Source organism: Curvivirga aplysinae (assembly GCF_009711445.1).
Taxonomy (GTDB): domain Bacteria; phylum Pseudomonadota; class Alphaproteobacteria; order UBA8366; family Aestuariispiraceae; genus Curvivirga; species Curvivirga aplysinae.
Genome location: NZ_SMMC01000214.1, coordinates 1 through 19,009, shown reverse-complemented (window position 1 = coordinate 19,009; position 19,009 = coordinate 1). Strand labels below are relative to the sequence as shown.

Here is a 19,009-nt window from a genome sequence, read left to right as displayed (position 1 = left end):
CCCTTACAAATTATTTTGATTTTTCAAGATCATCACAATTAATCTTATTAAAATTGAACAGACCAATAATGACAGAAAACTAGGAAAGACTTTATGAAGCCAGCCCCTTTTTTTCAAGCGATAACATAAAAATGAAGAGAAATTCCTAAATTCATACTCGCCCCCTATCAAAATATTGGCTAGTTTCTATCATATTACTTATTTGGGGCAGGATTAAGGCATACCATTTTATGACCAGAACTATCCGACTTTACACGGGATGGATTTTATTCACCTATGTTTTCATGCATTTAGGCAATCATATGATTGGTCTATGGTCCTTAAAGGCTATGGACGAAGCCCGTTATTGGATTCAATTGATTTGGAGCAATGAGTTAGGCCGACTGGTATTATCACTTACCATGCTGATTCATGGCGGATTAGCGTTTTATGCTCTCTATCAACGGCGCCGTTTTTCAAATATGCGGGCCAATGAATGGCTACAACTAATTTTTGGTCTCTCCATTCCGCCACTCTTAATCCTACATTACATTGGCACCCTAATTATTGAACAATTTTATGACGTCAATCCAAATTATGCTTGGATGTTATTGATTTATTGGAAAGGCGACATTCCCACTGGTGTGCGTCAATTAGCCGTGCTGGTAATCGCCTGGACACATGGTTGTTTAGGAATCTATTTTTGGCTTCGATTAAAAAAGAGTTGGCCCAAACTACGCGGCTATGTACTTGCTATCGCCTTGTTATGGCCCACGCTTGCTTTGCTTGGGATATGGGATGCAAGTAAACAGGTTCTGGTCTTGTTTGAAGATTCTAATTGGTTACGCGAAATCCTGACCCTAACCAAACAACCAACAGGCTCTGATTACGCTTATCTCGCCAAATGGGAATATGGTTTCTTAATCGGCTATGCCATTTTACTTGTCCTAACACTTGTTTTAAGACAATTACGTCCAGTCTGGGAAGCACGCAATGGCTCTATAAAAATTACGTATGATTCTGGACGTGAAGTGAAGGCAGCACCTGGTGTTTCTCTTTTAGAAATTAGCCATCGTTTTTTACAACCTCATGCAAGCGTATGCGGTGGACGCGGGCGTTGCTCTACATGCCGTGTAAGAATCAATAAAGGTATCGAGAATCTTCCTCCGCCATCTGTTGCTGAGCAAAAAATTCTAAACAAGATTGATGCCGAAAAAGACATTCGATTGGCTTGTCAGTGCAAACCTTTTGCCGGTGAATATTCAATTTCATGCCTGCTTCCTGCCGATACTGATAACGAAAACCTGCATGAACGAAACAGCCTCCATCAAGGTCAAGAGCAAGAAATCACAGTGCTATTTGCGGATCTTCGTGGCTTTACCAAATTATCAGAAAGTAAATTGCCATATGATGTCGTTTTCGTTCTTAACCGTTTCTTTGCTATGATGGGTACTGCCGTTGAAAAAAATGGCGGACATCTTGATAAATTTATCGGAGACGGAGTGATGGCTCTTTTCGGTGTAAATGGCCAATCAAGACAATGCGCCCGCAGCGCTATGAAAGCTGCAAATGATATGGTTGATGGTATCCATGCCTTAAACAAGAGCCTCGAAGGCGATCTAGAACATGAGCTTCAAATTGGTATTGGCTTGCATAGTGGTCATGCAATTATTGGCGATATGGGTTATGGCAATGCAACGCAACTCACGGCTATCGGGGATACCGTAAATACGGCTAGCCGTCTAGAAGGCCTGACCAAAGATTTGGAAGCAGATCTTGTCATATCGCAAGATGTTCTGACGGTTGCCGAAATTGAAGAATTAAATATTCCAATACAAGAAACCGCCATTCGCGGACGCAAAGGGCGGCTTTGTATACATGTCTTAAGGCGCAAACAGGATTTTGATACCCTACTACAGGCAATCAAACAAAAACCTAAGCTTACTGAGCAGCAGCAATAGAAGCTTTCAGTGTGTCATAGGCTTCACATCCTGTAGGACAAAGCACCATTAACTTTTGTAATTGTACATCGGCCTGTTCCAAATTTCCTTGGGTTACATATAATTCACCGATATATTCCGTCGCTCCTAAATGATCCGGATCAAGAGTCAATGCCCGCTCATAAGCATCCCAAGCCAAATCCAACTGGCCTGATTTACGATAGGTATAACCAAGTAAATTCCAGCCGTCTGCGTTTTTCAAGTCCATATCCAATACGGCTTTCAAATCCATGATCGCTTTATCATACTCGCCGACATCAACTAGTTTTTGAATATCATCCAATGATGGCGCTTCACCGTTAAAACTCATTGCATGGGTCAAAGAGATTGAAGTTACCATCCCTAACCCCAATACCCCTGCCAAGGCAGACTTCAATACTAATTTATTCATGTTAACAATCCTCTTCTCATCCAAACTTCTATTTAGATGTGGTCTTATGTTTATTCAATCAAATCACCATTTTGTGAAGGCATCGAAGCGATCATGCCAGTCATGGGATCCATATTCTCCATATTTGCAGACGAACTCATATCTTTCGTCTTTTTACTAATGCTCATTTCTTCATCTGATGAAGGTATAGATTGAGGGATATCTGCTGATTGTGTCAAAGATTTGTCCAACTCATCCGGATCAATCCCTTTTTGCATCATTTCAAGTCTACGTGCCAAACGCATCAAAAGATCTGTCCAATTTTCGTGGGGATCGGCAGGGAATAATTCCATCGTTGGATACCATGCAGTGTCACGACCATCTGCAGCCCAGCGCCAATCTGGTTGACCTGCAGGTAATGGCACCCATACAGGTTTCCCCAAAGCACCAGCCAAATGCGCAATAACGCTATCAACAGTAATCACAAGAGCGCAACATTCTAGTACAGCCAACGTATCGACGAAAGCGCCGCCAGCTTCGTCCAAATCTTCATTAAAATCCCAAATTGGAAAAGGAACGTTATCTATATCTTGCTGCCCCTCACCCTTTTGAACAGAAATCAAGGAAACATCATTTAATTTTTGAATAGCCTCAAAGGCATTTAGCGGAATTTTTCGCTCTCGATCATCAAAGGCGGGCTCATTTCCATGCCATGCTATCGCAATTTTAATGCCTTCGCCCATTCTTTCACGCCAAGGCGCCAAAGCTGTCGGGTCAGGCCGAAGATATGGAACACGATTTGGAATTTCGGTTTTATCCATCTTTAAAATTGCGGGAATGGAAAGTAATGGCACCCATGCGGCGGCTTCCGGCCAACGCTCACTTTCACCTATCACGGTTACAGACCAGCGCATCGTGCGCAAAAGAGGCTTCATCTCATCTGCGACAACCAAAGAAACCTTTGCTTCAGGGAATACAAGATTCACAAGCCCTGCCACACGGCAAAACTGAACTGTTTCCGCATAACCACCTTCACATATCACGATTAAACCGCGATTGCGTAAATCAGTACCATCCCAGATTGGTAAATCGGTAATCGGCAAGGCGCGCCTTTCCTTTAAGCGCGCTTCAAATTTTGGCCAACCCTCAAGATAATTTCCTGTTGAAAGTAATGCTGTCGCATAACGCAATTCCACCATTTTATTATCTGGTGCCTTTTCATGCGCTTCACGGAAACATCTGAGCGCTTCTTCCATTTGACCACGTTGCCACCATCCCTCGCCAAGCCCACGCAATGCTTTAGGATTATCCGGCGCTTTATCTGCAGCCATCTGAAAAGCAGCCATTGCTTCCATCACCCGTTGTTGTGACAGATAAAATTCACCAAGCCCAATCTGACCTTCCGGGCTATCAGGATTACGTGCGATTGCGTTATGGAAACATTCTTCCGCTTCTCGCAGACTGCCTTCTCCCCAGTCAGTCAAAACCTTCCCAAGCAACACCCAAATATGAGCTTCACCAGACGCGCGTTCCAACGCAACACGCAATGCTGCTTCTGCCTCAGAAAGGCGACCAAGTCGAAAAAGCACATCTGCCATATAGTAAATCGAAGGCACATGATCTGGGTGAGCAAGAAGAATTTTACGCCATAGCATAACAGCCATAGACCCATTTCCCTGGCGGTCCAGCAAAAAGGCTTGTTTCATCATAGCTTGCGTTTTGGCGTCGGACATTCAAAAGCTCTAAATCTTGGTTCTTGAAATTCTAAAATATCACACAAATCTTGACTTCAAAATTGTTGCATTGCACAATTCCGAAGAAGCAGGGAATTTCTCCATAAATATAGTGCTGATTTCAGTGAAACATCAATGACATTAATTTTTAAACTGGTCATGATGCCTCACCCGAATAAGGCCTTATTTAGGGCTCGGCTGAAAAGTTAACCATAAAGACGTGAGTAAAAATGATGAGTTTCACAAAAGTTGGGATTGTTGGTGCAGGCACCATGGGTTCAGGTATTGCAACTAATCTTGCACAGCAAGGTGTTGCTGTTATTCTTGTTGATACAGCACAAGAAGGCGTAGATCGCGGTGTTGCAGCTGTGAATAAATTCTTTAGCCGGGCAGCAGAAAAAGGCAAAATTTCCGATGCTGACGTAGAAAAAGCAATGTCTCTGGTAGAAGGGACAACAGACCTTGCCAAATGTGGTGAATGTGATTTGGTCATCGAAGCAATCTTTGAAGAATTTTCAGTTAAAGAAGAATTATTCAAAAAATTAAACGATATCATGCCTGATGATGCAGTGATTGCCACAAATACATCTTGTTTGCGTGTATCCGACTTACAAAAAACAGTTAAAAATCCTAATAATTTCCTAGGCTTACATTATTTCAATCCTGCTGCCATCAACCCAATCGTAGAAGTTGTTAAAGGCGAAGAAACGGATGATGCTGTTTTTGCGCGTTGCCTTGAATTCTGTAAAAATACAGCAAAGAAACCAATTGCCTGTTCCGATAACTTTGGTTTTGCGATCAATCGTTTCTTTGTCCCTTATGCAAATGAAGCTGTGCGTATGTTGGATGAAGGTATTGCATCTGCGAAACAATTGGACCGCGTTGCGCAAGAATGTATGGAAGTTGCGGCAGGACCAATGATGGTCACCAATTTGGTAAAATCCTCCGTAATGTACCATGCACAGACCAATCTAGCGCCACATGGCGCCTTCTATAGCGTTGCTGAAAGCCTTAAAGACAAGGGGCCAAAAGGCGAAGATTACGCAATTGATGATGCAGATGAAGGCAACCCAGAAAATGATGCTGTAGTTGCTGATCGTCTTCGTGCCGCTGCATTCTTCCCAGTTTTACAAGCTTTGGATGAAAATGTTGCCACCGCTGGTGAAATTGATATGGGTGCAGGTCTTGCACTACGCTTCGGCAAAGCCCCATGTGAGTTAATGGATAGCTTGGGCAAAGAAGAAGTAACACGTATCTTGACCCCGATCATTGATCAATATGGTCATGCAATGCCATCCTCTATTGATAAGGTTGGAAGCTTACGTGGATAAACTTAATATCTTCGCATAATGTTTCGAAAAGGCGCTATCTTTATATGGTGCCTTTTCTTTTTGTCCAACTTCCGCAGAAAATAAGGCTTGGAGATTCTTATATTTTTTCGTAAGATAATTGTCATATACGAAATTTTTGGACAAGAGTGAGAGAGAGATGACGCTTAATACAGGCGTCAGTTCAGTGTTTTCGGAAAACTCGATCTTTTCTACGTTAGCCGCCGCCGGCTTCGCAGAAAGTGGCGTATCCTCGCTATCGCGAGCGTTCCGTACGGTTCTGGACCCGACGGGCATTCAGGGTGGTGTGGTCAGTGATACAAGGCAGATTGTCGGTTATAGTAACGACACACCTTCCCTATTCTATCGTCCGGTAGATATAGGGCTGACAAACACCTTATTATTGTCATCCCAAGTCACAGGTGTGGGCGAAGGAGGCTTTTCTGCGTCCTCTAATACAGAACTTGCACAACGTGCTTATGACTATCTCAACAATCAGGGCTTAATCGATAGCTTACCGACCATCCGCAATATTGCCGGAAGCATCTTGAGTAACACTTCCTTTGAAATTCTGCTTTCTGAACAAGCACAAGGAATCGTTTCAAATGCTGTGAATTATACGGCTAAGGATCTCGATAATCTGATTGTTTCTTATACCAATCGTCCCAGTGAATTAGATTCATTTGGAACCACTTATGATGGCGTTGTAGAAGATGACAACTTAAACACCCAATTTTTCCAACGCATTAGCCTCGCTCAAGGTGAAAGTATTAATCTAGCAGAATTACTTCTCGCAAATTCGCAAGGAAGCCCCACTGATCTCGCGATACGCTTGCTTAGTGAAGTTGGTTCAGATGGTGTCGGTACAATTACTGACTCAACAAATACAGAAATCTCCAAAGACACTGTAATCGTATATTCTGATTTAGCTAACTACACCTATACAGCAGCCAATAATAAAAATACAGATTATCTGTCTTTCATTGAGCTAGAAGATGCTGATGACAATGGCACCTATGAAGCACGTGGAGAATATCAAACAGTATCCATCACGACCAGTGGTGAACGTGCAGATGCTTATGATGGCGATGAACCTACTCTCAGATATACCTTTTACACAGAAGACGAAACGTCAACCAAGCGCCTGACTCTTTTAATTTCCGGTGTGGATAGTTTAGGCTATACAGATGCTTTAGATGCTATTGAACAAAATGACCTTCGAGTCAAAGCATCAGAAACGCTTCCGGATGGCAATATCAACATGGCCATTACCGACTTATATGTATCAGATGCCAATGACATTGTCGTACAATTTGCATACCAGCAAGCTGCAGATGGATTAACAGAAAACGGCATTGATGTTGAGTTGCGTGGTCTTGAAACATCCCTTGACTTGACTGGGGTTACGGTTTCAGCAATTTTCGCATGACAAGTAAAAACAATCGCTTATAGTTCTCATAGCATTTCCAACGTTAGGGTGTCTCATGCGATTTTCCATTAAACTCTGTCTTTCCATTAGCCTTTTAAGTTTGACCTTTGTGCACAGCGCTTTCGCCACAGAATTCACTTTAGATATTCCAACGACAAAACATCGTGAAATAAAAAATGCGACATCCTACCCCTATAGTGCGATTGGCACTGTCAATTGGGCAGGCTTTTCAAATCGATCCAGTTGTACAGGCACATTAATTGCCGAAGATATCTTAATCACGGCAGCACATTGTGTGATCAACCCTTTGACTGATAGTGTCGTGAACCCCCAAATTGTACATTTTTCTGCAGGATATCAGAAAGAAAAATTTCTGGCTCATACCACTGGCATAGAAATCATTAGCAATAATAAATTTAAATCCAAGGGAAAATATGTCAGCCGTGATCAAATCCGAAATGACTGGGCATTAATTAAGTTGAAAGACCCCATCGGTAAAGAGACGGGTTATCTTGGTTGGGGTGTATTTAATACAAAAACTTTAGGAGATACGATCAACTCACGTGGGAAAGTTCTCGTCGCCGGTTATCCAAGAGACCGCATACACGCCTTAACAGTTGAAACCAAATGTGGATTGAAAATGTCTGCTGATGATCAGGTGCTTTTGAGACATAGTTGCCAATTAGTTGAAGGGGATTCAGGTGGCCCGATTGCAATCTTTTATAAAAATTATGCCACACTCATTGGGATAAACGCCGCCGTAAACTATGAAAACAAAACAAATTACGCTGTTACCTTGGAACCACTTGAAAAGTATATGGCAGAGTTGCTAAATGATGGTAAGGCTTTTTCCAGAGAACAAATCATTCACTACACCAAGGGACAAGCCCCCACATCTTCTATTGAATAAGCATGGCCTCTGCTCAAGATAAAAAACTCCAATCTCCTACCTTAAAATGGAAAGACGGCATTACGCCAGAATCCATAGAGTTTGGCGATATTTACTTTAATCCAACGGATGGACTTGCCGAAAGTCGATATGTGTTTATCGAAGGTATCGGGGAAAGTAAGATATGGGAGAATGCACCATGTCTAGTCGTGGGAGAAACCGGCTTTGGAACAGGCTTAAACTTCCTAAACTTATGGAAGGAATGGAATGCTTCCAGTAACCCTGACCAACGCCTACACTTCCTGTCCGTAGAGGCTTTCCCACTTAAGACCGAAGATATTCGAAAAGCCTTATCAGCCTGGCCTGAACTCTCTGAATATATGGAAAAGCTATGTATTTCCTATCCAGAGATACATCCAGGGCTTCATCGCATTTCATTTGATGAGGGGCGTGTGACACTCACACTTCTTTTCGGTTCAGCCGCAGAAATGTTCCCACAAATACAGGGTTATGTAGACGCTTGGTTTTTAGATGGATTTGCCCCTTCACAAAATAAGAGCATGTGGACAGAAGATCTCTATAATGAAATCGCTCGGCTTTCCAAACCAGATGCTAAGCTTGCCACCTTCACAGCAGCAGGACATGTTCGTCGTGGACTTGAAGCCGCAGGATTTAAAATGTCCAAGAGGCCCGGTTTCGGCAAAAAACGGGAATGCTTATCTGGCACATTTAATTCAGAGATCTTAAAGAATTCGTCCAATAAAACACCTTGGTACGCACCAACACAGCCGCTATCAACAGGGAAGAAAGTCGCTTTAATTGGTGGTGGCATCGCTGCCTTCATGACGTCACATGCCCTGAATGCAAGAGGTTTTGAAACGCATATATATGAAGCTGCACCGGAAGCGGCTTCAGTTGGCTCGGGGAATTTGATTGGCCTTGTACAACCACGCTTAACTGCTGCGGACAGCTTGGACGGGAAATTTAATGCCAGTGCCTTCTTACATGCTGTTCGACATTATTCAGGCATAACCGGAAGTCTTAAACAAAATGTCTGGCTTCCCAAACGAGGTGTCTTGCAATTGGCCAGAACTGAAGACGAAAGTTTTCGTTTCCAATCGCTTATAGACGCGGCGCGCCTTCCTGCTAATATCATGCAATTCGTTTCTGCTGCCAAAGCCAGCGAAATTGCAAAAACCACAATTGAGCAAGATGCGCTTTATTTTCCATATGCTGGATGTGTTTCCCCGCGTGATTGGGTAATCTCAGCTGCCCAAAATCATAAAAATTTTCATTCAAACCATCTTATTCAACGAATCGAAAAACTTGAAACCGGATGGCGGCTCCATGGCTTAGCAGATAACAAGAAATTCACCTCCGAAGATTATGCAGCTATCATTCTTGCAAATGGACCTTACGCGGATCAACTATGGACCGATTGGGACGTTCCTCTCCATGCAAAACGAGGGCAAGTTGTTCACTATAAAGCGACAGAAAAAAGTCGTAAATTAAATTGCAGCATTGCATTTGAAGGCTATATCAGCCCCGCTGCGAATATCACCACAAACCAGCAAGATATCCCACTCCATGTAGCAGGTGCCAGCTACGCGAATTTCGACAAAAACCCGCCTGTGGAAAAAAATGCGGATGAAGTGGCAGACTGGCGTCATCTGAGAGAACAAGACCGATTAGATATTAAAGAGAATGTATCAAAGTTTTTACCACATCTAGACCTAGAAGAAGAACTTAATACATTTTCAGGCAGAGCAGGGTTAAGAGCGACGGTCCCTGATCATCTGGCAATTGTTGGTCCGTTACCTGATTATGAATTTTTTGAAGAGGCCTATGGCGATCTTCATCATGGTAAACCATCTCATCGATATCCTGAAGGACAATACCATGAAGGTCTCTATTGCCTGACGGGACTTGGCAGTCGTGGCGTACAAACATCACCTCTATTAGCAGAAGTTCTGGCTGATCTGATGACGGGGGAACCATGCGCCTTACCTAAGGATCAATTAATCGCACTGCATCCTGCACGGTTTCAAATTCGAAAACTGAAACGCCCCCCACATCTTCGTGACGAAAACTAAACTTGCCCCGCCCCTTACGAAACAGTTAAACTCATCGAAACGAATTTTAAGGCCTGTCTCATGTCCCAAGAAAACATCATTCATATTGAAAATTTGACTAAGTCATTTGGTGACCATTTAGTCTTGAAGGATGTGTCTCTTGCTATTCCCAAAGGCGCCGTTACAGCTTTAATCGGCCCAAGCGCATCCGGAAAATCTGTTTTATTGAAATGCCTTCTTGGACTATACCCAATTGATAGTGGAAGTGTCACTATTGAAGGACAGAATATAAACAGACTAAGCCGCAAAAACAAAGCTCGCATGATGGATAGAATTGGTGTTTTGTTTCAGCAAAATGCACTATTTGATAGCTTAACGATTTGGGAAAATGTATGCTTTCGCCCTATTTCAAATAAAAGTCTATCTCGTAAACAGGCCTATGAAAAAGCGATAGAAATTTTAGGTAAAGTCGGATTGAAACCAGAAACAGCTTTGCTTTATCCATCTGATTTATCAGGCGGCATGCAAAAACGTGTAGGACTTGCACGTGCGATTGCTTCCGAAGCTGATTTTCTGATTTTGGATGATCCCACAGCAGGCCTAGACCCTATTTTATCTTTAGCAATTACGAATCTAATTCAAGAATTAGTAAAACGGACGAATGCTACGGCATTAGTGGTGACTGGTGATATGACCGATCTAGAAAAGAGATACAGCCATATCGCTTTACTGCATGACAAAGCCATTCAATGGCAAGGACCAAGTAATGATGCCAAAACGTCAGGTCATCAAGCATTACTACAAATGTTGAATGGTGATAAAGACGGACCGATTAGAATGAAATTACGTGAAGCGTCTTAAAAAAACGGACGATAAAATTGATCACTTCTTACGATTAGAAATCGCGTTGTTAACATATTTTAATACCGTCACAATAGCCCAGATTGGCACTACAATCAGCGCACCTGTCAGAATGTAATCACCAGCCCAAGTGAAGAAACCTTGCACAATTCCCCAAAGTGCATGAACGGTTTCACCTAAATTTTCCCAAACACGTTCAGGCGTCAGGCCAAAAAAATGCACCACAAACCCTACGATTAAACTAGCCACCGCCAATTTAATTATTTTGCTTAAGACCGTATTTTGGGTTTCGCTTGCCATTGGTACTATCTTCCAACTGTGTTTATATCATCTCTTAAAATCGCAAAGAAAAAGGAAGGCTGCAAGGCCTTCCTTTCATTTCATTATTCTTTTTTGAACGATTAGCGTGCAAAATTAAACAATACAGAGCGGTTACGTGCTTCACGTACACCATCTTCTGTTGCAAAAACTTGCTCACGCTCACCTAATACTTCAACTGTGATTGCATCAGCACTTACACCATTTGCAATTAAAGCATCTCTTACCGCTTCACCGCGACGCGCTGCAAGTGCATCATTATAAGCTGTATCACCAGAACGATCTGCATAAGCGGATAATGTTACAGAAGTTGCGCCTAGATCAGTAAATACGGATGCCGCATCTTCAACCACGGAATTGCCATACCCACCTAGATTTGCACTATCGAAATCGAAGTAAATAGCGATACCTTCTGGCAATGATGCTGGTGTCGGAGCAGGTGCCGCTGCTGGTGTCGGTGCAGGTTCTGATTTCGCCGTTTTTGCTTTTTCAGCAGCTTCAACTTCTTCCATCGCTGCGATGAAGTCTTTTTGACATGCTTCGATATCTGCTGGTTGGCGATTTTCTTCTTGCTCTTGCATCCAGCAATCGAATGCCACTTGCGCACGCGCAAGCTGATCTGGATATGTAGATGTTAGACCAGCATCAATAGCCTTCATTAAACGTGCACGGGACGATGTCAAAACACTTACACGATCTGCTGGTAAATCACGCATCGCGATTTCTTCAGGTAATACCATATTACCATTAGAAAGCATATCAGCACGTTTGGTGAATTTGCCACCATCTGACCAATCATATTCGTCAATCTCAGCCTGTGCCAAGCCCACATATCCCTGATGCAAAGCCTTTTCGAATGCACCGGACGAAGGTGGGTTCTCAGCCACATGAGGCAAGCGATTTGCACATGCAGCCACCAAAGGCATTAAAACAACTAAAGTTGCAATTTTCATTTTCTTCACTGGTCAGTCCTCCTGATATATTTCAGTGTCGTCGGAGAAATAGATTTAGGCCCCAAAGCATTATAAACATAAAAAGGTGGTGATATACAAACCCTGAATTATGTTAAATTTATGAAATTCAACCTGACAACCATTTGGTCTCAATAGTTTGTTATGAGTTGCTGATATAAAAAAGCAACCTGACCGTTAATCACGCGCAAATAGTTGATCCATATTTTTAAAGGATTTAAATTCCAGCGCATTACCTGACGGATCACGCAAAAAGAAAGTACCCTGTTCGCCTGCCTGACCTTCAAAACGCGTCCGTGGTTCAATGAGAAACTCACGCCCTTTCGCCTCTAAACTCGTGTGCAGCTCTTCCCACTTATCCCATTGTAAAACCAAACCAAAATGACGTACTGGCACTTCATCTCCATCAACCGAATTTGTATGAGCAATAGCTACTTCTTCAGGGCGAAGATGAGCCGAAATCTGATGTCCATGGAAATTAAAATCAATCCATTTCACGTCTTCACGCCCAATCTCACAGCCCAGATCATTTACGTAAAAATCACGCGTTGCGTCTAAATCACTTACGGGAAAAGCCAAATGAAAAGGCGGCATTAGCATTGTTCGATCCTTTCTGAATTTATTTTCTTATTTCAGTAATTATTGCTGCAAACCTAGACAAATATCTGAATATTCCGGTTCATTATCCGCATGTAAATAACCATGTCTGATGAAGAAATCGATAAATACCAGATTACAATTATATTTCATATCATCTGTTTGACTGATCAATTCCATTACTTCGTGAACGGGCATTAAAGTAAAACTATCTACTTCACCATCCATTGCTTGAGGGATAAAATCTTCTGGAAGTTCCAGATCAAAGTTAAAAATCTGATCAGGCTTCAACCCATGCTTATGTTCATAGCAATATGTAATGCTGCCAACTGGTTTCAGATGTTGGCTTAAGGATAACGGGATACCCGCTTCTTCTTCGCATTCCTTTTGCATATTATCTTTTATGCTCAATCCCAGAGGCTGGCCACCAGCCACCATATTATCCAACATACCCGGGTCATTGCGCTTGCTCATAGATCGTTTCGCGACCCATAAATACAATCCGTCAGGTTTACTTACATATCCTGTCATATGCACCCCCCAAGATCGCATGCCTAGATATGGGCAACCACCGCGCTCTAATTCTGCAATAGGTTCATGTCCATAAGCTTGCACCAAGGGATATAATTCATCCCACCATCCCCCAAGTTGGCCTTTGTCATACAGATCACTTAAGGCATCGCGTAATACATTAGAACGACCTTCATAGGTATCAATCTTAGGTGCCAAGATAACTTGATCTGATTGGATGTTAAATGCTTCGGAATGGGCAGATAAGAAATCCAGATTTGTTTTACGTATCCACCCGATGCGTTTTCCTTGCCAAACATAAGGCAGAAAATGAGTAATATCGGCATTATTGGCAAATTCGATATGTCGATAAAATCCCGGCATGTCTTAATCCATCTATCGGACGTTAAAGAAATATAATAGCCATGTCAGTGTAACAACAGAACTAACAGCTGCAACATAAATACTGGTTGATACAACCGCCTCACCAACATGATATTTTGTCGCAAACATATATCCCATCACACCAGGGGGCTGGGCTGCCATCAAGGTCAATAACGCCACTACAAAATAATCCAACTCAAAGATATATGTTCCAACAACGTAAACTAGGATCGGGAATATGATTATCTTACAGATAACAATTGATAGAGATTCCCAAAAACGTCCGCGAATACCATAGCGTGTTAAACTTGATCCTAAGGCAAACAAAGCAGCCGGGATCATCGCCCCTTTCATCAATCCCGATAATGTATAAACGGCCTCAGGCATTGGAATTTGCAATAAATTCACGGTTAAACCACAAATAATCCCAATTAAAATCGGATTTTGGATAAGGGCAACCACAATGGTTTTGGCCAATCTATTGCCTGAATTATCTGAGTTTTCTTTTTTGACCCCGATTTCAAGTAATATTGTCACAATTGTAAACAATGTTAGGCCATGTACGGAGAGCAAGATAAAAAACGGCAAGATCTTCTCTTCACCAAATGCCAACAAGAATAAAGGCAATCCCAACAATAGAAGATTACCAAAGGCACAAGAAAAACCAGATATAACTTGAACCGTATAATTACGCTTAAAAATATATCGTGAAGATAAAAAGCCTAAAATCGCAACCGTAAACAAAGGTCCATAAAATGTTATGAATAAAGAAATCGGCGGATCGGATGGAAGATCAACTTGGGAAATCACATTAAACAACATTAAAGGTGCCGCAAAATTAAATGTGAACGTGGTCAAACCCTGCTCTGCCTGTTCGCTAAACCAACCAAGTTTATTGGCTCCGAACCCCATCATCACAATACCAAAAACTGGCAATACGATCTCTAATACAACTGTCATAAAATACCTTTAGAACGAAGCGTCCCCAAATCCCAGATCAAAAATCCCATTCGCAACTGTAATTTTATTTCCATATCGGAACAAGTAGCTAGGCAAGAAAATTCAGACAAGCACTTGATCCACAATCAATAGAATGCCATCACTACCTCTAGAGGAGAAAGTCGTGCGACATAAAGATGGCGATATAAACAGATTACGAACTTGGGGGCGTCGCCCCTGCTGTGCAATCCGTTACGATCATGGTGGCTATAATGCAAGCTTCCCGATGAATGATCATACGGTCATTGGGCAGCTGTTTTCTGATCTCGCTAAAGAACAAGAAGAAGCAAGGCGCAAACGATTAAATCCTTATCCAAGACGATCTAATATCCTGCAATTTCCTGCCCGACAGCGAAAAACTGATATTTCCTAACACTCGCTTAAATAAGGTCTTTCTTTCCCATTGTGGTTTATGAAAAAAGCACCTAGATTTTAAAAAGATTCCAAATAGATTTAATCTGTCCCTATATGCCAAACGTATTCAAGGACAAAGGTAGATAAATACATGAATATTTTTGCAACCATTTTGATGGCTATCGGCCTAATAGCAACACTTGCCATACTTGCAATTGGCATTATTTCGATGGCGCGTGGTGGTGATTTTAATGACCGCTGGTCTAATCGTTTGATGCGTTATCGCATTATCGCCCAAGCCTTTGCGATTGCTATGTTTATGTTGGGGCTTTACCTGATGAAAAACGGCGGTAACTAAAATCTGTAATAAGGTATAAAAATCTATGGTCAGCTTAACAAAAATTTACACTCGTGGCGGTGATAAAGGTGAAACATCTTTAGGCGATGGATCACGTCGGTCCAAAGCCAATTTACGGGTAGAAGCATATGGCACTGTAGACGAAGCCAATGCATGTGTTGGCTTAATACGTCTTCAAACAACAGGTGAAATTGATACCCTTTTAGGCAATATTCAAAATGATCTATTCGATTTAGGTGCGGATCTTTGTCGACCAGAAGGTGACGAGGCAAAAAACCCTGAAAAAGCTGCGGCGGCTCTACGTATTTCCGCAACCCAAGTGGAAGCCATCGAAACTGCATGCGATAAATTCAACGAAGACCTTGCAGACCTGACGAGTTTTATCTTACCAGGCGGGACAAAGGCCGGGGCTTATATGCATCTGGCGCGCACGGTTACACGCCGCGCAGAAAGATTATGTGTTGCGCTGGCGGGTGAGGAAACAATCAACCCCGAAGCCGTCAAATACTTAAACCGTCTTTCTGACCTTTTCTTTGTCTTAAGCCGTTATTGCAATGACAAGGGTAAGAATGATGTGTTATGGGTTCCCGGTGCCAATCGTTAGGTATCATCCATAACTAAAACAAGATCAAAATATGACATCTGAAACTACTGAAATTGTCTCCTCACCTGCACAAATCGCATTATTCATTTTGCTAGGTGGGTTTATCTTTGCAGCTGTGGCCTGCCAGTTTTTTGCCATGCGCCATCGCAGCAAAGATTGGCTTCAATTTGTGCATAAAGATTCCATGTTTAAAAATAAAGACCTTGCTTATACGGAAACAGGCATGAAATTTATACGGGCTCAAAAATATCTTGCGATTGCTGCTATGGCTGCAGGCCTTGTACTTGCGATGATCAGTGGTGATAACATCTAACCAGCCTCATGATTTTAGAAATACTTTCCTATATCACCAGCCCTGCCCCCAAATGGGCAAAAAAACTTGGTTACCTCACCGAAAGTATTGGCATAGAGGCCCGTTATGAAAGATGTAAGGACGCCTGGGCAAGCCATTTAGAAAATTCCAAACAAGCTATTCGAGATGCCGCTAAAACCTGCACCCTTAAACGCACAGCGCTCATCGTTGGATCAGGCCCCGGATATGATTTACCACTAGAAGAATTGGCAAACGATTTTAACACGATCATTCTTTTAGATGCAGTACACCCCAAATACATGAAGTCACGGGTGAAAAAACTTCATAAAGAAATAGGACATGAAAAAGTTATTCTGTTTTCAGGCGACATCACTGAACTTTGTGATCGATTAATCCAAGATCCAAATCAAATTCCTGTTGTTGGTTTGCCAAGCCTTTATCACGGATTTCCGGATATTGACTTAGTCGTTTCCTTAAACATCGCCAGCCAACTTTCGATTAGCCCGACCACATGGCTCCAATCTCATGGGGTAGATAATGATGAAGCCATTACAAAATTTGGCCATGATATGGTAGCAGCCCATCTTCAATGGATGTTAAAATTTGAAAAGGCGATAAAACTCTTAATTTGCGACCGCCAATGGGTGACAAAGGAAATATTACAGGGTCGTGTATTAGAACGCATTGATCCACTAGATGGCGTCAAAATGCCACGTCCCGATAAGCTTTGGAACTGGCAAATTTGCCCCGTTGAAGAAATGCCAAAAGCTGATCGGAACGCAAACCTATCCCGCGAAAATGTTGTTGGCGCACATATTCTCTAAAATTTTCGCGATTCAATTAAAATGTCTCAATTCCTTTCATAAATCTCTATACAGAATTAAACTTGGACTGAATTGATGAAAATGCGCAAAATATTCGGTGTTATGGGCCTCTGTTTGGTAAGTGCAATTGGGTACTATCTTTATCCAATTCAAAATAAAAATAATATCGCTGACCCAGCTCAAAAAACAAAATTCAGTTCAGGCTATGTGAGATGGCAAACATATTACGACCTTTTAGAACGTGGAGATTGCCTTAACATTTTAAAAACCTATTTCACTAGCTCACAACTTCATGAAGATGAATTCTGGTTCGCACGCATGTTTGCATTAGGGGTTTGCGTACCCAAGAACGAGGAAATGACGTATGGTATTGTAGAAAGGGCTGCCAATAATGGATATTTATATGATGTCTTTCATTTAGGTTATTTAACCGAAAAAGGAATTGGTATTACAGCCGACCCCGAATATGCCAAAGAAATCTACATTGAAGCTTTCAACATGCTCAACACACTTGATAAAGGTGATTTTGATTTCATAGTTATGAATTTCGCTTATCTATTCTATGGAGAAAAAGACATGCCAATTCTAAGAGAAGCTTTTCATATTGCGCTTGCCGACAAAGAATGACCTTGCTGCTTCATTCATCTTCATCACTGACCACAGTTAATTGAAAGATAACTCAAATCATTTCATTATGGCTTTAGGATAAATGTCTTAGGATTTTAAAACATGCTGAAACGCTTCATAATTACAATCATTCTTATTCCAACTGCATTGGTTGGTATTTATTTGATTGCCCAATTCATGCAGCCGTCTCCTGAAGATATAACCGATCCGGATATTGCTATGCAACTTGGGGAAAAATATTCATCCCCAACTTATCCTTTAGGGGATTATTGGCTCTCTATAGAATATTACCAAAAAGCAAGTGACTTAGGGAACAAAGCCGCCAATGCACATCTGGCACAATCTCATTTTTATCATAAAAGAGACGAAATTGGTTGTGAAGAAATTATGCGGCTCGCCGAATCCGCTTTAGACACCGAAGAAATTGGTAGGGCATATTTTATTATAGGTGATATCTACTATTGGGATTACTGCAATCGTCAAGATTTTGATAAAGCAGAGTATTATTTCTTACTTTCTGCAGAAAATGGGGACAAAGTCGCACCTGCAAGTCTCGCTTATATTTATGAGCTTCATAAGCCAGACTCAGTTAAAGAAGAGTATTGGAGCGCTATTGTATTAAGAGATATTGATGAGGTTTATAATAAATTCGGAACCTATAACAAAATCAAAAATTATAGTGTTGAAATCTACGAATGGTATAGAGGTCTGCTGAAATAAATCCCAGCAGACCCCAAACAATTTATAACTTACATCCTAATTGCATTGCCTTATTTGTTAATTCGACAATATCCGATTCTACATCAGATAATTGCCTGCGATAACTATCTATATCATTATTAATAACTCCAGTTTCCGTTAAAATTGCATCTGCAATTGCTAGCATTAATCCTAGCTTAGTTGCACGATTTGCAAATTCCCCCATAACCATTGATAGTTTTTTCAGTAACTCAGAACCAATCAATCCTGCGGCTGCCTTCAAGCCAACATCAGCTTCAGAAGCAAGCCCCGCAAGCTCCCGCACAGATTTCGCTTGAGAAATATTTGCTTCTGCCTTTGACTTAAGGCCTAAAGTCTTAAAATCTAATTCCTTTTTCAGTTCATATGATCTTTGCAGACGATGTATAATTTCGGTACAATTCTCATCTTGTCCTTCTCCTGGTCCCGGCATAACAACAGGTAAATCTGGGCCGGGTTTTCCCGGATGGGATTGCATTGACTTTTCAGTTTCACCACCCGGCTTCATCACGCCATCGACTTTTAATTTCTTGGCGGCCTGAAATTTCTTAATACCATCAAACATCGGTTGATCCGGCATATCATCCAGACCATAGGAGGGCATATCCATAAACCCAGATTTATGAAGCTTCCTTTTCACATTTAAGGTATCTTCTGGATCAGCTGGACTATCTTTTGCCAATGTTGAATTTAGAGAAAATGTATTTTTATTCACTTTTTGTTCCATTACTAGAGTTACAACTCAATCTTC

General features: G+C 41.7%; 21 protein-coding genes. 13 read left to right on the top strand and 8 right to left on the bottom strand.

The window, feature by feature from the left end; translation table 11 throughout:
- Window positions 1-230 precede the first annotated feature (230 nt).
- Window positions 231-1,940, top strand: a complete 1,710-nt coding sequence (locus E1160_RS16105) for an adenylate/guanylate cyclase domain-containing protein (protein ID WP_155157076.1) — start codon at window positions 231-233, stop codon at window positions 1,938-1,940.
- Here E1160_RS16105 and E1160_RS16100 read toward each other — a convergent pair.
- Complete coding sequence (locus E1160_RS16100) at window positions 1,921-2,370, bottom strand: tetratricopeptide repeat protein (RefSeq protein WP_155157074.1); 450 nt, start codon at window positions 2,368-2,370, stop codon at window positions 1,921-1,923. The two genes, E1160_RS16105 and E1160_RS16100, sit on opposite strands and share 20 nt — an antisense overlap.
- A gap of 50 nt (window positions 2,371-2,420) precedes the next feature.
- Window positions 2,421-4,082 (bottom strand): tetratricopeptide repeat protein, encoded by a 1,662-nt coding sequence (locus E1160_RS16095; protein ID WP_155157073.1) that lies wholly within the window; start codon window positions 4,080-4,082, stop codon window positions 2,421-2,423.
- Between the two features lie 230 nt (window positions 4,083-4,312).
- Here E1160_RS16095 and E1160_RS16090 point away from each other — a divergent pair, with 230 nt between their 5' ends.
- From E1160_RS16090 to E1160_RS16070, 5 genes are all read left to right on the top strand, one after another.
- Window positions 4,313-5,413: a 3-hydroxyacyl-CoA dehydrogenase family protein gene (locus tag E1160_RS16090; protein ID WP_155157071.1), complete on the top strand. Its 1,101-nt coding sequence runs from the start codon at window positions 4,313-4,315 to the stop codon at window positions 5,411-5,413.
- A gap of 157 nt (window positions 5,414-5,570) precedes the next feature.
- A complete protein-coding gene (locus tag E1160_RS16085) occupies window positions 5,571-6,839 on the top strand; it encodes a hypothetical protein (protein WP_155157069.1) in 1,269 nt (422 codons plus the stop codon).
- 55 nt (window positions 6,840-6,894) lie between these two features.
- Complete coding sequence (locus E1160_RS16080; RefSeq protein WP_155157067.1) at window positions 6,895-7,749, top strand: trypsin-like serine peptidase; 855 nt, start codon at window positions 6,895-6,897, stop codon at window positions 7,747-7,749.
- 2 nt (window positions 7,750-7,751) lie between these two features.
- Window positions 7,752-9,821, top strand: a complete 2,070-nt coding sequence (gene mnmC / locus E1160_RS16075; protein WP_155157065.1) for a bifunctional tRNA (5-methylaminomethyl-2-thiouridine)(34)-methyltransferase MnmD/FAD-dependent 5-carboxymethylaminomethyl-2-thiouridine(34) oxidoreductase MnmC — start codon at window positions 7,752-7,754, stop codon at window positions 9,819-9,821.
- A 60-nt stretch (window positions 9,822-9,881) separates the two neighbouring features.
- Window positions 9,882-10,661, top strand: a complete 780-nt coding sequence (locus E1160_RS16070) for an ABC transporter ATP-binding protein (RefSeq protein ID WP_155157064.1) — start codon at window positions 9,882-9,884, stop codon at window positions 10,659-10,661.
- Between the two features lie 21 nt (window positions 10,662-10,682).
- Here E1160_RS16070 and E1160_RS16065 read toward each other — a convergent pair whose 3' ends face one another.
- The 5 genes from E1160_RS16065 to E1160_RS16045 form a co-directional block, all read right to left on the bottom strand.
- Window positions 10,683-10,961 (bottom strand): DUF6460 domain-containing protein, encoded by a 279-nt coding sequence (locus tag E1160_RS16065; protein WP_155157062.1) that lies wholly within the window; start codon window positions 10,959-10,961, stop codon window positions 10,683-10,685.
- A gap of 101 nt (window positions 10,962-11,062) precedes the next feature.
- A complete protein-coding gene (locus tag E1160_RS16060; RefSeq protein WP_235914188.1) occupies window positions 11,063-11,932 on the bottom strand; it encodes an OmpA family protein in 870 nt (289 codons plus the stop codon).
- A 195-nt stretch (window positions 11,933-12,127) separates the two neighbouring features.
- Window positions 12,128-12,550 (bottom strand): VOC family protein, encoded by a 423-nt coding sequence (locus tag E1160_RS16055; RefSeq protein WP_155157058.1) that lies wholly within the window; start codon window positions 12,548-12,550, stop codon window positions 12,128-12,130.
- Window positions 12,551-12,589: 39 nt separating this feature from the next.
- Window positions 12,590-13,441, bottom strand: a complete 852-nt coding sequence (locus E1160_RS16050) for an NUDIX hydrolase (RefSeq protein WP_155157056.1) — start codon at window positions 13,439-13,441, stop codon at window positions 12,590-12,592.
- Between the two features lie 12 nt (window positions 13,442-13,453).
- Window positions 13,454-14,401 (bottom strand): AEC family transporter, encoded by a 948-nt coding sequence (locus E1160_RS16045; RefSeq protein ID WP_155157054.1) that lies wholly within the window; start codon window positions 14,399-14,401, stop codon window positions 13,454-13,456.
- Window positions 14,402-14,564: 163 nt separating this feature from the next.
- Between E1160_RS16045 and E1160_RS16040 the strand changes: the two genes are divergently transcribed.
- The 7 genes from E1160_RS16040 (at window position 14,565) to E1160_RS16010 (ending at window position 18,240) form a co-directional block, all read left to right on the top strand.
- Window positions 14,565-14,813 (top strand): hypothetical protein, encoded by a 249-nt coding sequence (locus E1160_RS16040; protein ID WP_155157052.1) that lies wholly within the window; start codon window positions 14,565-14,567, stop codon window positions 14,811-14,813.
- A gap of 132 nt (window positions 14,814-14,945) precedes the next feature.
- The gene (locus E1160_RS16035; protein ID WP_155157051.1) at window positions 14,946-15,152 is read left to right on the top strand and encodes a twin transmembrane helix small protein; all 207 of its coding nucleotides are present in this window, start codon (window positions 14,946-14,948) and stop codon (window positions 15,150-15,152) included.
- A gap of 25 nt (window positions 15,153-15,177) precedes the next feature.
- A complete protein-coding gene (locus tag E1160_RS16030) occupies window positions 15,178-15,756 on the top strand; it encodes a cob(I)yrinic acid a,c-diamide adenosyltransferase (RefSeq protein WP_155157049.1) in 579 nt (192 codons plus the stop codon).
- Between the two features lie 31 nt (window positions 15,757-15,787).
- The gene (locus E1160_RS16025; protein WP_155157047.1) at window positions 15,788-16,069 is read left to right on the top strand and encodes a hypothetical protein; all 282 of its coding nucleotides are present in this window, start codon (window positions 15,788-15,790) and stop codon (window positions 16,067-16,069) included.
- Between the two features lie 8 nt (window positions 16,070-16,077).
- Window positions 16,078-16,893, top strand: a complete 816-nt coding sequence (locus tag E1160_RS16020; protein ID WP_155157045.1) for a hypothetical protein — start codon at window positions 16,078-16,080, stop codon at window positions 16,891-16,893.
- Between the two features lie 75 nt (window positions 16,894-16,968).
- Window positions 16,969-17,520: an SEL1-like repeat protein gene (locus E1160_RS16015; protein ID WP_155157043.1), complete on the top strand. Its 552-nt coding sequence runs from the start codon at window positions 16,969-16,971 to the stop codon at window positions 17,518-17,520.
- 102 nt (window positions 17,521-17,622) lie between these two features.
- Window positions 17,623-18,240: an SEL1-like repeat protein gene (locus E1160_RS16010; protein ID WP_155157041.1), complete on the top strand. Its 618-nt coding sequence runs from the start codon at window positions 17,623-17,625 to the stop codon at window positions 18,238-18,240.
- A gap of 22 nt (window positions 18,241-18,262) precedes the next feature.
- Here E1160_RS16010 and E1160_RS16005 read toward each other — a convergent pair whose 3' ends face one another.
- The gene (locus E1160_RS16005) at window positions 18,263-18,973 is read right to left on the bottom strand and encodes a hypothetical protein (protein WP_155157039.1); all 711 of its coding nucleotides are present in this window, start codon (window positions 18,971-18,973) and stop codon (window positions 18,263-18,265) included.
- Window positions 18,974-19,009 lie beyond the last annotated feature (36 nt).

Excerpts from the sequence above, each read along its gene's own strand:
- E1160_RS16105 (WP_155157076.1), top strand. The coding sequence starts at position 231 with ATGACCAGAACTATCCGACTTTACACGGGATGGATTTTATTCACCTAT.
- E1160_RS16065 (WP_155157062.1), bottom strand. The coding sequence starts at position 10,961 with ATGGCAAGCGAAACCCAAAATACGGTCTTAAGCAAAATAATTAAATTG.
- mnmC (WP_155157065.1), top strand. The coding sequence starts at position 7,752 with ATGGCCTCTGCTCAAGATAAAAAACTCCAATCTCCTACCTTAAAATGG.
- E1160_RS16025 (WP_155157047.1), top strand. The coding sequence starts at position 15,788 with ATGACATCTGAAACTACTGAAATTGTCTCCTCACCTGCACAAATCGCA.
- E1160_RS16035 (WP_155157051.1), top strand. The coding sequence starts at position 14,946 with ATGAATATTTTTGCAACCATTTTGATGGCTATCGGCCTAATAGCAACA.
- E1160_RS16055 (WP_155157058.1), bottom strand. The coding sequence starts at position 12,550 with ATGCTAATGCCGCCTTTTCATTTGGCTTTTCCCGTAAGTGATTTAGAC.
- E1160_RS16050 (WP_155157056.1), bottom strand. The coding sequence starts at position 13,441 with ATGCCGGGATTTTATCGACATATCGAATTTGCCAATAATGCCGATATT.
- E1160_RS16045 (WP_155157054.1), bottom strand. The coding sequence starts at position 14,401 with ATGACAGTTGTATTAGAGATCGTATTGCCAGTTTTTGGTATTGTGATG.
- E1160_RS16100 (WP_155157074.1), bottom strand. The coding sequence starts at position 2,370 with ATGAATAAATTAGTATTGAAGTCTGCCTTGGCAGGGGTATTGGGGTTA.
- E1160_RS16085 (WP_155157069.1), top strand. The coding sequence starts at position 5,571 with ATGACGCTTAATACAGGCGTCAGTTCAGTGTTTTCGGAAAACTCGATC.
- E1160_RS16030 (WP_155157049.1), top strand. The coding sequence starts at position 15,178 with ATGGTCAGCTTAACAAAAATTTACACTCGTGGCGGTGATAAAGGTGAA.
- E1160_RS16060 (WP_235914188.1), bottom strand. The coding sequence starts at position 11,932 with ATGAAAATTGCAACTTTAGTTGTTTTAATGCCTTTGGTGGCTGCATGT.
- E1160_RS16095 (WP_155157073.1), bottom strand. The coding sequence starts at position 4,082 with ATGTCCGACGCCAAAACGCAAGCTATGATGAAACAAGCCTTTTTGCTG.
- E1160_RS16020 (WP_155157045.1), top strand. The coding sequence starts at position 16,078 with ATGATTTTAGAAATACTTTCCTATATCACCAGCCCTGCCCCCAAATGG.
- E1160_RS16080 (WP_155157067.1), top strand. The coding sequence starts at position 6,895 with ATGCGATTTTCCATTAAACTCTGTCTTTCCATTAGCCTTTTAAGTTTG.
- E1160_RS16070 (WP_155157064.1), top strand. The coding sequence starts at position 9,882 with ATGTCCCAAGAAAACATCATTCATATTGAAAATTTGACTAAGTCATTT.
- E1160_RS16015 (WP_155157043.1), top strand. The coding sequence starts at position 16,969 with ATGAAAATGCGCAAAATATTCGGTGTTATGGGCCTCTGTTTGGTAAGT.
- E1160_RS16010 (WP_155157041.1), top strand. The coding sequence starts at position 17,623 with ATGCTGAAACGCTTCATAATTACAATCATTCTTATTCCAACTGCATTG.
- E1160_RS16090 (WP_155157071.1), top strand. The coding sequence starts at position 4,313 with ATGATGAGTTTCACAAAAGTTGGGATTGTTGGTGCAGGCACCATGGGT.